This is a genomic window from Halobacteriovorax sp. DPLXC-1 (assembly GCF_036903125.1).
Lineage (GTDB): Bacteria > Bdellovibrionota > Bacteriovoracia > Bacteriovoracales > Bacteriovoracaceae > Halobacteriovorax_A > Halobacteriovorax_A vibrionivorans.
This window is the reverse complement of the sequence record NZ_JAYMCO010000001.1, coordinates 1321070-1335867: the sequence shown is the minus strand read 5'-3', so window position 1 is coordinate 1335867 and position 14798 is coordinate 1321070. Positions and strand designations below refer to the sequence as shown.

Below are 14798 nucleotides of genomic sequence, written 5' to 3'. Positions count from 1 at the left end.
AGTTGTAGTTTAAAGGAAGATACATGGGGTGGAAAGAGGTAGATGAGAATTTGGCAAAAAGAAAATCACAATCAATAGCGAATGTGATGTCTAAAGAGGCCAATGATTCACAAAATTCAATTCTAATTAGTGCAAATGATCTTGGGGTCGTAAGAAATGGTGGTCGCCGCGGAGCAGCTTTAGGCCCTCGTGTTCTAATCTCTCAATTACAAAAATTCGCAAATCATCAGAAGATAAAAAATATTTCTTTAATTGATATTACAGATCAAAGTGAAGATGACTTCAACCAAATGCAAAAGAACTCAATTAATGAGATCAGCAAAATAAAGTCACAGAAAATTATTCATTTAGGTGGAGGACACGACCATATCTATCCTCTTGTTTCAGGACTAAAGCTCAACAACCCATTAATCATTAATATCGATGCTCACTTGGATACACGAGATGATGAAATCCATCACTCAGGAACTCCCTTTAGACAATTGGCAAATGAAAACAAAATAAAGCTGCTCCAAATTGGTATCCACGAATATGCTAATGTTTCTCAAAACTACCAAGGCATAGAAATGGATGTCATCGATACGAAAACCCTTAAACAAAAATCTAATCTCTTTAGAGACGTATCTTTCTTAAATGAAGTTTATGAAAAGCACGATGGCGATATTGTTTTTAGTATCGATGCTGATGCTATTGCTGGTTGTGATATGCAAAGTGTGAGTGCAGTAAACCATGATGGTATTCCATTTGAATTTTTAAGAATGCTAGTAGACCAGTACCAACGATATACAAAAGACAAGAAACAGACCCTTGGTATTTATGAATACAATCCACTCTTTGATGAATTGTCTGCAAAGGATGCAAGAAGTCTAGCTTCTCTTATTTATGATTTTTTAATTTGAAGTTAGTTTGATCGTCTTTTCTAGTCCCGTTTGCTCATCACGAATCTTGATACTCTCTTCAGTGATCTTCCATTCGGGATTAACAACTTTCTTGCCTTGCTGTGATTTATACTTCCAAGGGAAGTCTCCAATGAACTGCTTCTTCTTCTTATCAAAAATAATTGCATAGAAGATATCAACCATATGGAATGTTCCAGCTGAACCTGAATAATAAATAATCAATTCATAGTTTTTGCCAACAGACTTAGTCTCAACGACTTTGCTCTTACCCGTACGTTTTGTAATAACGGCCTTTAAACTTTTTGAAGTTTTGCTCTTAAGCCAGAATTCACCTTTGTCGTTAACAATTGTCCAATCACTTACATCAGCAAAAGTGAAAGTCTGCAAAATGAATATCAATATTAAAATAACTTTCTTCATTATGACCTAAATGGTGTTTTAACTGTCCAGTGCCAATCATCGCCGTCAACGATCTGCCCGTCAGTATCAATTGGTTTATAAAATATATGGCGCTGCCTCTTCCAACTACGAGCAATCTTACGACGATCACTTGCATTGTTTTCATTGTACATTGGATTTGGTTGCCTTAGTAAATTATCATTTACTTTCACATTCAACTCCCAATTATCTTGGTTAGCACGAAATCCTTCTCCCCAAGCGCCATCGGTTGGAAGCATCCAATTGGCATGATAATGATAAACATGATCAACATCTGGCTTCGGCTTAAAGTCTGCAGAACCAAACTTCATATAGGCATCAATAGCTGTCTCAAACTCTTGATTACGACCAGGGTAAGTCATTTGTCTCCAATTATCCTCACCTTGGTTATACATTGAAAATTGCATTGGATCTAAAGCAATATCAAGAGCAGTCTTATCACCCTCACGTCCTCTTCTTGCAGCATCGTCATTCGCATTTCTGACTCGGTTATTAATAACCTTCATAATCATCATCATCTCTTCTGGGTGACGATCGCCTCCATTAATATCACGAGCAAGAATCCCTGCTTCACCTTGGGCCGTAAAAACCATTGCAGCAAAGTGCTGCTCCTCTGGCCTTAGATAACGATAAAGATTTCTAAATATCTGACCACGATTTCCTAGGGAACCTTGGCGAGTGATAGAATTTTGAATACTGCGAATACATTGACCTAATTTTGATCGTTGTTCACTATCTTCAGATGAAAGCTTGCTACGATCTTCTAAAACCTCACAGCCAGGCTTCCACTGCTCATTACTTGTGACAATATTCTTAGGTTCTTCAAAGATTTCATCTACAAATACAGGCCTTGGTGCCTCTCCATCAATACATGGAGCGACAGGAGGTTTACCAACCTCACCGATGGTGCGATTTAAACGAAGATAATTATATGCTGAGGCCATATCAAGAGCTTGTTTTAGGTATCTCTTTGTCACCTGATAAACCTTATCTTGTTCAACGCCATCAATTTCTAGTTTAATACGATAGGCCCAACTATTTTGGCCAACAACGCGGACTTTTATCTTTTTATCACTGCCTGGTTTAGGAGCATCAATACGATGTGAATATCCAGTATCTGGATCTAGAATATCAAATGAGCGTACAACATCGAATTGTACATCAGAAATATCTTCATTTTTCTTTTCACCAAGATCAAAGGCCATCAGCTTTGTTGTGACCAATAAGAAAATAATTATGGCAACTCTCTTCATCAACTTCCCCTACGCACTAACACGTCAAAAATATTTTAACACGACGTTAAGGAAATAATGAAAAAGAGGTTAATTTTGCTGAAATTACAGATTTTGGCCTACAAATATTGTAGGCACTCACTATTTAAGTTTTACTCCATCAGTAAGAGCATGCTTTAAAAAGTAGACTAAATCACTTTTTTGCATGTCATTGATCTGTATTTCTCCATTTTTAAAAATTGGATGGGCCGCATCCTTCTTCTTAAAGAGCATATAAGGATTCGTTTCTACAAAGAGATTCTTTTTGAAGTTCTTTTTAAAAGAATTAAGAACCCAAGATGAATCATAATTATCAATAGACTTTATCCCACCTCGATAATGGTCCACAACATCTTCTAATGTCCCATAAGCTCCTGAATGAAAATATGGTGCAGTTAGAGCAATATTTCTAAGAGGTGGAATTCTAAAACGATAGCGATCGTATTCACGTCCAGTCACAAGAAAGCGTCCCTCGTCATTCTTACGAGGATCGTTCTTACCGGGACCGATTTGTGGTGTAGCAACAGCAGCAAAACCTCTCCCACCAAGAAGAGTTCCCACGTGACAAGCAACACAACTTCCCGATTCCATAAAAACGACAGCTCCACGCTTGGCCTTTAAATCAAGTGCACTTTTGTCTCCTCTTAGGTAATTATCCCAAGGAGTGTTGTAGGCGGCAAATTCATGTGTTTCGAAATGGGCCATGGCCTGAGCATAATGACCAATATTAAGTTCTGATTGAGGTGTCGCTGGATAGGCTTTTTTGAAAAGCTTTTGATACTTTGGCATATTCAAAAGTCTTTTCATGACAATCTTCCAAACTGCTTCTTCATCTTTAGCATTAGCAATATCATTACTTCCCTTAACGCCTCTCATTTCTTCATGCGAAGTAATTGGAAATAATGCCTGTGCAGCAAGTGCGCTACCTAGGTTCTCAGTAATATCCCAACGTTCTGGATAGTCTCCATTAAGAGCTTCAACAGGAGTCGTATAAACATCCCAATCTTTACGATAATGAACTCGTCCATCCCAAAACATATGCTCCATATTCTCATCACCGAGATTATAAAGAGGCTGAGAATTACGAGGGATCACATGGCCCTTACCAATTAAGCGCTGATCTCCTTGCCACTTTCCACCTTCACCGATCCCGACAGGTAATTTATCACCACTACCAAACTCAGGCATATGGCAATCGGCACAAGAGATATTGCGATTCCCAGAGATCTCCTTCTCATTAAAAAGTGCCTTACCAAGGTTATAAAGCTCTACTTTCTTACCTTGTGGCTTTTTAACAGCTTTTAAAAAGAAGCGCTCAGTGTAGCGTTTAAGTTTGATATCAAGTTGATCGGCCTGTGCACCTAAGGCGACAAGTCCAAGAGTGAGGATAAGGATTGCTTTCATTGTATGTATTCCCAAATTGTGTGATGGAAAATACTAGGAAGAAAGGTTTGATGAGTCAAACACTTTTAGGTACGCAATTCCATTTAACATCCTAGCAACCGCGTACCTAAAAACTTAAAGTGACTCTAGTGGACCAAAGAATTCGATATAAATATTAGTTGAATTAACGCCTAGCGCAATAAGATGTTTTTTCATCGTGGCCATAAAAGCCTTTGGGCCACAAATATAGAAATTAGAAGCCAAATCAAAATTACACTTTTGAAGAAAGTCCTTAGTAATAAACCCTTCAAACTCATTTTCGGCCAGTTTTTCACTACTACTTTCATAAAAAAATCGGGGTACAAAATTCTCATGTTTTTCACTTAAATTAGTTAATTCAGTTTTGAAAGCTTGCACTGAACGGTTTTTATTTGCATGAATGAATTCGATTCTTTTTTCACCATTTTCAAGTGCTGCTTTAGTCATACTTAAAAGAGGAGTTACACCGACTCCACCTGCTATAAAAACGCTTCCTATGCTCGACTTTTTGTAAGAGAAATTTCCTACAGGAGCTGCAACTTCTAACACATCCCCTACACTTAGTTTGGAATGTAAATAATTGGACACATATCCATCAGGATTTCCCTCTTCTTTTTTAACACTTATTCGAAGAAGATCTTTAGTTGGATAATCTGATAAGCTGTAATTTCTCATTGTCGTTATTCCATCAAATGGAACTCTTACTGTGATATATTGGCCTGCCACAAAGCCTGGAAGCTTTGTATTATCAACAGGCTTTAAATAAAATGAAGTAATAACCTCACTCTCCTTAACTTTCTTTTCAATCTTAAATTCCTTAAAACCCTCATAAGCTTGTTCTTTATAAATAGCTTTTTCAGCATCTATTAAAATATCGGCCAAAAAGAAATATGCTTCTTTCCATGCATTAATAATTTCATCAGTGGCCGCATCTCCTAACACATCCTTAATTGATGCAAGAAGATTAACTCCTACAATTGGATAGTGCTCTGGCTCAACTTTTAAAGCTGCATGCTTATTTGTAATTAAAGATACTGCATCTCCAAGGGCCTCGAGATTATCAATATTTTTAGCATACGCACAAATTGCTCCTGCTAATGCTTCTTGCTGACTACCTCTGTTCTGATGCGCACGATTAAAATAGGGAAGGACCTCTGGGTTATTCTCAAACATCTTTTGATAAAAATGCCTTGTTAGCAATACACCATTCTCTTCTAATACAGGTGCTGTTGATTTTACAATTTCAATAGTTTGTGTAGATAGCATACCAACTCCTAATCTTTTCTGCTTAAATATGTATTTCAAATACATATTTATAACACAAAGAACAAGCTAGCAATAAAAACATGTATTTTTAATATATATTTATAAAAAACAATAGATTTCAGATAGATATATGCTAATAAAGAAGTATGAAATTAACTTCATATACTGACTATTCCCTCAGAGTTTTAATATTCTTAAGCCTAAACCACGAGCGCTTATGTACCTCTAGCGAGATATCAGAAACGTATATGATCTCAAGAAACCATCTTGCAAAAATCATTCACCAGCTCTCACGCCTAGGCCTTATTGAAAGCTACAAAGGGGCCAGTGGCGGCATAAAACTAGCAAAAGAACCAAAAGAAATTAATATTGGTCTATTGATTAAAGAAATTGAATCTGACTTTAATATTGTCGACTGCTTTATTGGCGACAGAAGTAAGTCACCATGTCGACTCACCCCTCACTGTAAACTAAAGTCCATAATGAATGAGTCCTTATCTTTATTTATCCAGAACTTAGAAAAGTACACTCTTGAAGACATCGTTGAAAATCGAGAAGAATTACTTTCGCTTTTCTAAAGAACACTTATATGAAGAAGTCTAAGATCGCTTACTTCACTTCGTGAAGTGTCGCTATTGGGGTGGTACTTACGTAAGGGATTTGTGTAGATTGCATAAAACCCTCTCTTTTTAAAATTAAATCAGTATGTCAGTGAGAAGTTGAATCAGAAGCGGAATGCATCATCATTGCAAAAAGAAATAATTTAGTTATCGAAGTTGGTTCACCTGGCCTCCCATCCGGGTCGGCCATGCGTTGCTTTTGCATCATTTTGCCATCGTGGCAAATGCTGCAAACAAAAAAGCCGGATCATTGATCCGGCTTCTTAAAGAGAGACATTTTGACGGAGTGAAAAAATCCTTTTTTCTGCTCCAACACACACACGCTTATATATAAGCAAGGCCTGTGCCAACTTTTTTATCTCGATGACGCATGGAAAAGGTATTGAAATTTTATAAAACAAGAGAATGCGTGTGTCATTTTTATGACTGACGCATGAAGACAAGGCGTTACTTAATTGACTTTAAAAAACGAGACAATTTCATCATTCCAATATCACAGGCCTCTGTTTCATCTTCGGCACCAAAGACTTGATCAACATACTTAAATATTTTTTTCGTCTCTTTATACACTATCGCGATCTCAGCATTGAAACCTTTGTTAGTTCTATTAACTTCAATCTGTCCAAGGAGATTGTCATTATTTTGTAAAGTTACATAAAATTCTTTCGGATAGTCATATTGTTTCATATACTTGATTTAAACAATTCAAAGGAGAAAGACAATGAAATTCATAGTTGCTGGATTACTATTTTCTAGCATGACGTTTGCAAACTGTTATGAATACAATAATTCAAATACAGCAGTAAAATGGACGGCATATAAAACGGCCAAAAAAGCCGGTGTTGGTGGGGCCTTCAAAAAGTTTGAAATTAAAACTCAAAAGAAGCAAGGTTCAATAAAAGAGCTAGTTAAAGGTGCTCGTTTCACAATCGATGTAAACTCTGTTCACACAAAAGATGCATCACGTGATGCTAAGATTGAAAGATTCTTCTTTAAAGATATGAAAATCTCAGGTGTTGTTAATAAAATCGATAGCAATTACTTATATGTGGATATGACTCTTGCTGGAAAAACAATGAAAGTTCCTATGAAGTATGACATTGAAGATGGTGAGCTTGAAGCTGAAGGAATCATTGATGTTCTTGACTTCGCCCTTGGAGAAAACCTAGCGGCAATCAACAAGGCCTGCTATGCACTTCACGAAGGTAAAACTTGGAGTGATGTTCAGATTGAAATTGAATCAAAATTTTCAAAGTGTAATTAATTATATTTGGGCCAGATTTCGGTTTGGCCCAATTTATTCTTCATAATTGTCGAGAAAGTTTACATCGAATACAAGATAACTTTTGAACATTATCAATAATTCTATTCCTCATTTTGATTAAAATTCGAAACCTCCTCATAATAGCACGACCGATGGTTAGCTATTTATTTTACAGGAGGCAATTTGAAAAAATTAACGACACTTATTTTTTCACTGATTATTCAATTAACCTATGCTCAGGTTAATGAGATTACATTAGATGAACCACAAGCATCTTTTTTTAATCTTTCAAACTTCAAGATTCTCTATCTTAATTCAACCTATACAGAAATGAATGCACGTAATCGAGACGCTATCTATATGGATCACCTCGTCTACTTTCGCTACGATATAGCCAAGAATCAAAACATACGCTGGGTACCTGTTTACTCAAATACCTTCTCTCAAAAAAATCAGAAATCTTACCAAGGTGAATACGCTTATTCCTCTCTTCGTTATTACATCAATAATATTTTAACTGAAGATAAACACGGGCTTAGCCTCCACTTCCAAAATCGAAATTATATCTTTGATGGTGAGGATCGTAATAGAGGCTATGATAGTTATCATCGTGGATATTTTTTTCTTTCAAAGAATACAGACAATTTCACATTTGAATTAAATACCTATGCACAAATCTATAATCGAAATGGACGAGACCCAAATACGAATACATGGCGTACAATGTGTGGAACGTTTGCCTACTATAATTTTAACGACAACTGGGGACTAGGCCTTGGTAGTGAATGGTATACTGATCATCGAGATGGTAAGAAGAAGATTGGAGACGATCGCATGGTTCTCTACCTTCCTTATTTAAGATACAACAAAGGCAAAGGCTTTGTTGAACTATATGCAACTTATACGGCCGCCAAGTCAGGAGATGGAGATCACAGTATTATTATTGATGACTTTCATGAGAATGGATCATTAACTCTAGATATTGGTTACTATATCTTATAAATCTTAACACAATCTCAACTTTGCTATGTCTGTATAAGTTGATACTTTATGTCCAACACGAAAGATAATTTAAAAGAACAATAAATCTCTCCTCTTTCTTACAGCACAGAGTAATAAAGTTTAGAGTACACACTCGCGGCAGGCCCCTGAACCTGCCGCGATTCCAATTCACCCTACTCAATAAGAAAAACTTACACATTAACACAATCCTAACTTTCCACTACCAATAAACATTGCTAGAAAGACTCATAATTCAATTTAGGAGAGAAAAATGAAGGCATTAATTGCAATTTTAATGACAGCATCAGTAATTGCTAACACTTACGTTCTAACAGACTCAGTTTCAGCAAAGACTGACGGTTCATACCAACCACTAACAGAAATCACTGTTGAGAATCTAACACTTAACAATGCCGATATTTACGAAAGAAAAGCATATATCAGCGCGGTAATTAACGGTGAAAAAAGAGAGCTTGTTGCTAAAATCAATGATCGTCTTTATACAGGTTCAAAAGTTAACTACCTACTTGGTGGTGAACTTGATGGAAAGGTTCTTTCAAGAGGTGCTTGTGATGAATACGAAGCATTTTCTTACCGTTACAAAATGGTAATCTCTGAAGACAAAGAAACAAGAGCACAAGAGCTTAAGTTAACAAAACTTTCTCTCTACCACAGCTACTCTTGGGATCAGTGTCACGACAGAACACTAGTTTTAGAGTTTCCTTACTCACAAAAATAATTCCCATATGAAAGCAGCCCAAAGTGGCCGTTTTTTTTTTGCGATGGACGAAGTCAGGCGCAGCAGACGTCTTGCTCAATTCGACAACTTACCCATTGCTCCAGAGACAACAAAGCCGGGCTTGAACCCGGCTTGTTGAAATAGATTTTTAGCTAAAGATTGGGGAGCTAGCGCCGCAAACAATAGCCCGCCTTTGGGCGGCCAATTTTGCGGAGCGCTTAGAAAAAGCCACCGCCCCATTTTCCGCCTTTCTTGCGTGGTTTCTTTTTCTTACCACCAAGTCCAGGCATTCCAGGCATCCCGTCCATTCCTGGCATACCAGGCATCCCCGGCATCGCTCCACCTTTCATCATCTTTGATAGTCCACCCATCATCTGCTCCATTTGCTTAAATTTAGCAATGAAGTCACGAACCTGAGCTTCAGTATTTCCTGAACCTTTTGCAATTCGCTTGATGTGAGAGTCTTTCATGATCTTATAATTGTCGCGCTCTTTCTTCGTCATCGAGTTGATGATAACGCGCATTCTCTTCATTTCATTTTCAGCAGGAGTCAGATCCCCTACTTGCTTAAGCATGCCCCCCATACCTGGGATCATTTTCATGATTGATGCCATTGAACCTAAGTTCTTCATCATATCCATTTGCTTCATGAAATCATTTACAGAAAACTTCCCTTTCTCTAAACGCTTCATCATGCCTTCAGCATCATCTTTATCAATAGCAGCTTCAGCTTTTTCAACTAGCGTTAGAACATCACCCATATCAAGGATTCGTCCCGCAAGACGATCCGGGTGAAAGAGTTCAAGGTCTTTCATCTTCTCACCAGTTGAGATGAATTTAATTGGAACTCCTGTTACGTGCTTAATTGAAAGCGCGGCACCACCACGAGCATCAGAGTCCATTTTTGAAAGAACAACACCAGTAAGCCCTACAGCTTCATGGAAGCTCTTTGCAACATTTACTGCTTCTTGCCCAGTCATGGCATCTGCAACCATTAGAACTTCTGGATTTAGCCCTTCAAGTCCTTGGCGTACTTCTTTAATTTGCCCCATTAATTCTTCATCAACGTGAAGACGTCCGGCCGTATCGATAATAACGATATCCTTACCGTTTTCTTTGGCAAATGCCATGGCATCAGCTGCGATATCTTTAGGGTGTTTTGAAAGGTCTGAATCAAACCAATCCATATTCATTGATTTTGCAAGAGTAATTAGCTGATCTTTGGCAGCAGGTCTAAATGTATCGGCAGGAACAAGAAGAACGTTCTTCTTCTCTTTCTTTGATAGGAAAAGTGAAAGCTTCCCAGAGAAAGTTGTTTTACCTTGACCGTTTAAACCAACGACTAAAATAGGAGTGATTCCACCTTCTACATAATTAAGCTCAGTGTTCTTATCACCCATTGTCTTTGCAAGTTCGTCGTGAACGATCTTAACAAATTGTTCCTCTGGATTAACACCTTTGATAACTTTCTCACCAAGAGCTTCTTCTTTAACATTATTAATGAAGTTCTTTACGACTTTAAAATTAACATCTGCTTCTAAAAGAGCTGTCTTAACAAGCTTTAATGTTTCTTCAATATTACTTTCAGAGATCTTTCCCTTACCTGAAATATTCTTAAACGCTTCTGAAAACTTATCACTTAAATTATCAAACATTCTAATTCCCTATTTATTTATATTATTCAAAATTATTTCTAAACATTCACTTGGATGAGTTGCCCAATAATCGGCAGTGTGCTCACCAAATCCATCTTTTGTAATCCCACTCTCCCAAAGAGCACCGATGGACTTTACACCAAAGCTCTTGGCCCCTTGTGTATCTGAGAAACTATCACCTATTAGCATAATCTTATCTTTAGGTGCGTCTTCAAGCATTTCGATAAGTCCCTGTGGATGAGGTTTAGGAGTTGTATCATCCAGACAACGAAGCTCCAAGAAGTGCTGCAACACATCCTGATCATCTAAAATTCTAAGAGTCGACCTACGGTCACGTGCCGTCCATACGTAGAGCTGAAACTCTTGATTTAGTAGATCCAAGATTAGCTTCTTCATTCCTGCAAATAACTTATAATCATTACTTTGCTTAGAAGTAACTTCTTTCCAAGTACTCATAAGCTTATTTCTTTGAATTTCACTTCCCACTGGGTCGAGTCCAAATTGATTTGCAGTATATACCATATCAGGGCCATACTTTTTACGGGCCTCTTCAATACTTACGTCACGCTGAAGAATAATACTCATAACTTCCGCGACAGCACTAATGACGGCCTCTTTTGATGAAACGAGAGTCCCATCACAATCAAACACAATATATCCTCTTGGATTTTCAAAAAACATCAGTAATTATTTCCAAATTATCGAAAAATGTTGACCTAATTCTAGCTACTTGCTAAATAATCGCATGGCCAATAATCGCACTTTTTCACCATCTCTTCAAGCTAAGATTGACACCTTGATGTCACGACGCCCAAAAGTCAAACTTGGGGATATTTCTTTTGATTCACCACTTCTACTTGCTCCAATGAGTAGTATTTGTACCGCTCCATATCGTTTATTGATGGAAGAGCTGGGTGCTGGTGGAACAGTTAGTGAGCTCGTTTCATGTCACGGCATCAATTATAAGAATGAAAAGACTGTTAAGATGCTAGAAATTCATCCAAGAGAGAAGAATATCGGTCTTCAACTCTTTGGTGAAGACGGCACGGCCATGGCAGAAGCGGCCAAAGTCGCACAAGAGCGCGAGCCAAAGTTCATCGATATTAACATGGGGTGTCCAGTTAGAAAGGTTGTTTCTAAAGGCGGTGGCTCTGCTCTTATGAAAGATACTTCTAAACTTGGTAAGTACTTCAATCAAATGAAGTCGGCCATTGAAGTTCCTCTAACAATTAAAATTAGAACTGGTTGGGATGATGATTCTATCAACGCCCAAGAAGTTATTCATATCGCAAAAGAAGAAGGTGTCGAATTTGTTGCTATTCATGGGCGAACACGTACACAGGCCTATAAGGGCCTTGCAAATTGGGATCTGCTAGAAAGTATTGCCCAGACTTCTCCGCTACCAATTATTGGAAACGGGGATCTTCACTCATGGCAAATGACACAAAAGAGACTTATGGCAACTCGCTGTCAGGCCCTAATGCTTGGCCGAGGGCCTCTTAGAAATCCATTCATCTTCTTAGAAAGTTTTCTAAAAGAAGACGACAATATTCAATTTACCCCTAGTGACTACTTGGAGGTTATTGAAAGATTCCGCGATTATCTTGAAGAGTACACGGATCGTGAAAGAACTGTTCTGATAACTCTTAGAAAGAATATCGTATGGATGGCCGCTGGTTTTCCAAATGTAACTCACTTTAGAAATGCAATGTTTCAGACGCCAGATATTGAAGAAACAATGAACGTAACTCGTGAATATTTCGATGCCATTAAAGATGGCCACAAGAAGATCGACCATAATCAAGTCTTCATGGCCGGTGGTCACGGCTAAGTCTCTAATTTCTCTAGGCTTACTAAAGTTTTCTTATGTTTATAACGATAAGTCTCTTTGAGGGAGAATAGTTTAAACTTAAACTTTAGAAATCAGATGAGAAAACCATTTAAAGAATTCATTCGAGCTTTAATTATTGGAACATCACTTAGTTCCCTCTCTCTCAATGTATTTGCTGAATACTGTAGTGAACTGGAAATGGAAATTAAGTCGGTTCACGACAAGCAAAATGGAATGAAGGCAGATGAAAACAAGCCAAACTCTCCAACCTTGGCAGATTTAAAAGGTGCTCGAGACGCTCAAATGGCCCAAGTCATTGCGCTAAGATCACTTAAGAACGTTCGCGATGAATATCTTAAATTCAAAGAAGAATCTCAAAGCCTTGATGTGGCCGAGTTATTTGATGACAATACCCTAGAGGCCTTATTTGCTCTTGAGGAGCATACACAGGCCGTAACAAAGTATGCAGTTATCCATTCAACAGTAGCAGCACTTGCAAAAAAGCAAGCCGACAGTATTGCTCAAAACTCAACGGAAGATAATCCTTTTGTAAAAATCTTTAACCATATTAAAAATGGTGACGGTAAGAACCTCTACTCCTATATGCGCTCAGCTTGTGATGATGCAAGTGAGGACGTAAAACAGGAATGTTCAGTCTTTAATGACTTTACTGAAAACTTCAAACTTGGTGATGGCCACGAAGAGATGGCCAAGAATACCATTAATAATTATGGTCAGATTTTGAAGAAGATTTATGCTGGTGTGGCGACACAAGAAGATGCAACATCTTTCTTTAAAGAGCATTTAAATGCACTTAAGACCGATCAATACAATGTTTCATTAGACAAGGCCGAAGATGGAAGTCCATCTCTATCCATCAGTAAGCCAAATAACACACTTTCACTGCTAAGTGAGAGCGATGAACTAAAGAACTATTATCAAAATATAATTGTAAAACTCTATGATTTAAATAAAGAGCATAATTCAGACAAGAATATATTTAGTTCTCCAGAAAGTAGTTTTGCTACTCAGTTTTTTACAAACTCAATTGAAGACCAATCATTCAATGACATTTCTTCTGCTTTAAATGAATTAAAAAAGTGTAAAGGTAAACTCGTAGATTGTGATGAGTCTATTGATACAGGAAAACTTGCAAGAGCTATTAACTCAGCAAACGAAAGTATAGGAAGTGGCAATAGTGTTTCAAACGTCACAATTTTTGCTAATGGTAGACGACAAGAAACGAAGAATAAGCTTCACGATATCCTAAAAAAGGGTCTAGCAGAAACTGAAGCCTATAATAAGACAACAGGTACTAGAACTGACTTTAACGGTGAAGTTGCTAGTAAACTAAGTCAGCTTTGTCCGCAAAGCGTTTCTACGACAGATAGACTTATCTCTAATAATGAAATTTCAGATAAGGTATTTAAATGCCTTCAAGACGAACTTGACGACTCCTCTATTGATGAGCTGATTAGTAAACAAGAAGAAGAATTAGCAAAGGCAGAAAAGGCCATTAGTGATTTATTTATTAGCCAACCAATGAAGGACCTGGAGATTATAAAATCAATTCTTACGAGAAGTTATAAGAATATATGTGAAGATCCACAGATTCATGAATTCCGTTGTCTACCACCTCTTCAAGGGGTTAATGAGAGTATTAAGACCTTGTCTATTATTGGTGACAATTTAGAAGAAGAGCTTATTGTTGAAGATTATTCTCGATATTATTATGGAGCTAAAGATACAAATGACTACCAAACTTCTAATCGTTACTTAGAAAAGTATTGTCCACAATCAGATAAAATCAATTGTAATGGAAATGAAGTTAGAAATGGTGATGTAACTGATCCTGATGAATTTCCGAAAGCTTGCCAATATTTACAAGTAAGAAGTTGTAACCAACAAAGCTTATCACTTTCAAAAGATAGCTTTAAACTTGATGATAATGAATATGTTGACTGGGATCCAATTTCAGAACGTTCTGTCGTTAGACGTCATCAACAGAGCTTTTGGCCTGGAGTTGCAATGTATGCAGCTGAACAATCTTATAAATTTATGGGACCAATGATTGCTACCCAACAATTAAGAGCACAACTACCGAGTGCTATATACACTGGAATGTATCAGGAACAACAAATAGCCTATCGAGAACAATACTATGACTGGTATATGGAAAAACTAGATCTAAGTGATGCCAATATGTTCGGATTTTGGGGTGGACCTTTTTACTCAAATAACTCCGTTGGACAGATCGATTTCGGCTATGGCTGGTAAAACACACAAATAATTGTCGACTGAAAAACTCGCACATTTAACTGACCTACTCACCTAACCAGTAATTCTAAGCACTTAACCCATCATTAGGTATTTCTTACCTTTCTTTTAATA

Annotated in this window: 14 protein-coding genes; 7 read left to right on the top strand and 7 right to left on the bottom strand. The window is 37.4% G+C overall.

What is annotated here, in order from left to right:
* Positions 1-23: 23 nt before the first annotated feature.
* Entirely contained in the window at positions 24-899 is an 876-nt protein-coding gene (locus VCM44_RS06425; protein ID WP_334678340.1) for an arginase family protein, read from the top strand.
* Here VCM44_RS06425 and VCM44_RS06420 read toward each other — a convergent pair.
* The 4 genes from VCM44_RS06420 to hmpA all read right to left on the bottom strand — a co-directional run bounded on the left by VCM44_RS06420 (position 891) and on the right by hmpA (position 5296).
* Positions 891-1319 (bottom strand): hypothetical protein, encoded by a 429-nt coding sequence (locus VCM44_RS06420; protein WP_334678339.1) that lies wholly within the window; start codon positions 1317-1319, stop codon positions 891-893. The genes VCM44_RS06425 and VCM44_RS06420 overlap by 9 nt on opposite strands.
* Positions 1319-2590, bottom strand: coding sequence for a hypothetical protein (locus VCM44_RS06415; RefSeq protein ID WP_334678338.1), 1272 nt, complete (start codon positions 2588-2590; stop codon positions 1319-1321). Before VCM44_RS06415 ends, VCM44_RS06420 begins: the two co-directional genes overlap by 1 nt.
* A 120-nt stretch (positions 2591-2710) precedes the next feature.
* Positions 2711-4012, bottom strand: coding sequence for a cytochrome-c peroxidase (locus VCM44_RS06410; protein ID WP_334678337.1), 1302 nt, complete (start codon positions 4010-4012; stop codon positions 2711-2713).
* Positions 4013-4126: 114 nt separating this feature from the next.
* Positions 4127-5296, bottom strand: a complete 1170-nt coding sequence (gene hmpA, locus VCM44_RS06405) for an NO-inducible flavohemoprotein (RefSeq protein WP_334678336.1) — start codon at positions 5294-5296, stop codon at positions 4127-4129.
* Positions 5297-5442: 146 nt separating this feature from the next.
* Here hmpA and VCM44_RS06400 point away from each other — a divergent pair, with 146 nt between their 5' ends.
* The gene (locus tag VCM44_RS06400; protein WP_115363468.1) at positions 5443-5874 is read left to right on the top strand and encodes an Rrf2 family transcriptional regulator; all 432 of its coding nucleotides are present in this window, start codon (positions 5443-5445) and stop codon (positions 5872-5874) included.
* 489 nt (positions 5875-6363) lie between these two features.
* Here the strand turns inward: VCM44_RS06400 and VCM44_RS06395 are convergent, their stop codons facing one another.
* Positions 6364-6603: a hypothetical protein gene (locus tag VCM44_RS06395; protein ID WP_115363470.1), complete on the bottom strand. Its 240-nt coding sequence runs from the start codon at positions 6601-6603 to the stop codon at positions 6364-6366.
* A gap of 34 nt (positions 6604-6637) precedes the next feature.
* Here VCM44_RS06395 and VCM44_RS06390 point away from each other — a divergent pair, with 34 nt between their 5' ends.
* The 3 genes from VCM44_RS06390 (at position 6638) to VCM44_RS06380 (ending at position 8921) form a co-directional block, all read left to right on the top strand.
* On the top strand, positions 6638-7180 hold the full coding sequence (locus VCM44_RS06390; RefSeq protein WP_115363472.1) for a YceI family protein: 543 nt from the start codon (positions 6638-6640) through the stop codon (positions 7178-7180).
* 183 nt (positions 7181-7363) lie between these two features.
* The gene (locus VCM44_RS06385; protein WP_334678335.1) at positions 7364-8182 is read left to right on the top strand and encodes a hypothetical protein; all 819 of its coding nucleotides are present in this window, start codon (positions 7364-7366) and stop codon (positions 8180-8182) included.
* A gap of 271 nt (positions 8183-8453) precedes the next feature.
* Positions 8454-8921, top strand: a complete 468-nt coding sequence (locus tag VCM44_RS06380; RefSeq protein WP_115363476.1) for a hypothetical protein — start codon at positions 8454-8456, stop codon at positions 8919-8921.
* Between the two features lie 218 nt (positions 8922-9139).
* Here the strand turns inward: VCM44_RS06380 and ffh are convergent, their stop codons facing one another.
* Positions 9140-10576, bottom strand: coding sequence for a signal recognition particle protein (gene ffh / locus VCM44_RS06375; protein WP_120405066.1), 1437 nt, complete (start codon positions 10574-10576; stop codon positions 9140-9142).
* A 9-nt stretch (positions 10577-10585) separates the two neighbouring features.
* Entirely contained in the window at positions 10586-11227 is a 642-nt protein-coding gene (locus tag VCM44_RS06370; RefSeq protein WP_158536917.1) for an HAD family hydrolase, read from the bottom strand.
* A 94-nt stretch (positions 11228-11321) separates the two neighbouring features.
* On the opposite strand from VCM44_RS06370, the gene VCM44_RS06365 reads away from it, so the two are divergent.
* The gene (locus VCM44_RS06365) at positions 11322-12407 is read left to right on the top strand and encodes a tRNA dihydrouridine synthase (RefSeq protein ID WP_334678333.1); all 1086 of its coding nucleotides are present in this window, start codon (positions 11322-11324) and stop codon (positions 12405-12407) included.
* A 96-nt stretch (positions 12408-12503) separates the two neighbouring features.
* Positions 12504-14684, top strand: coding sequence for a hypothetical protein (locus VCM44_RS06360; protein ID WP_334678332.1), 2181 nt, complete (start codon positions 12504-12506; stop codon positions 14682-14684).
* The last annotated feature ends 114 nt before the right edge of the window (positions 14685-14798 follow it).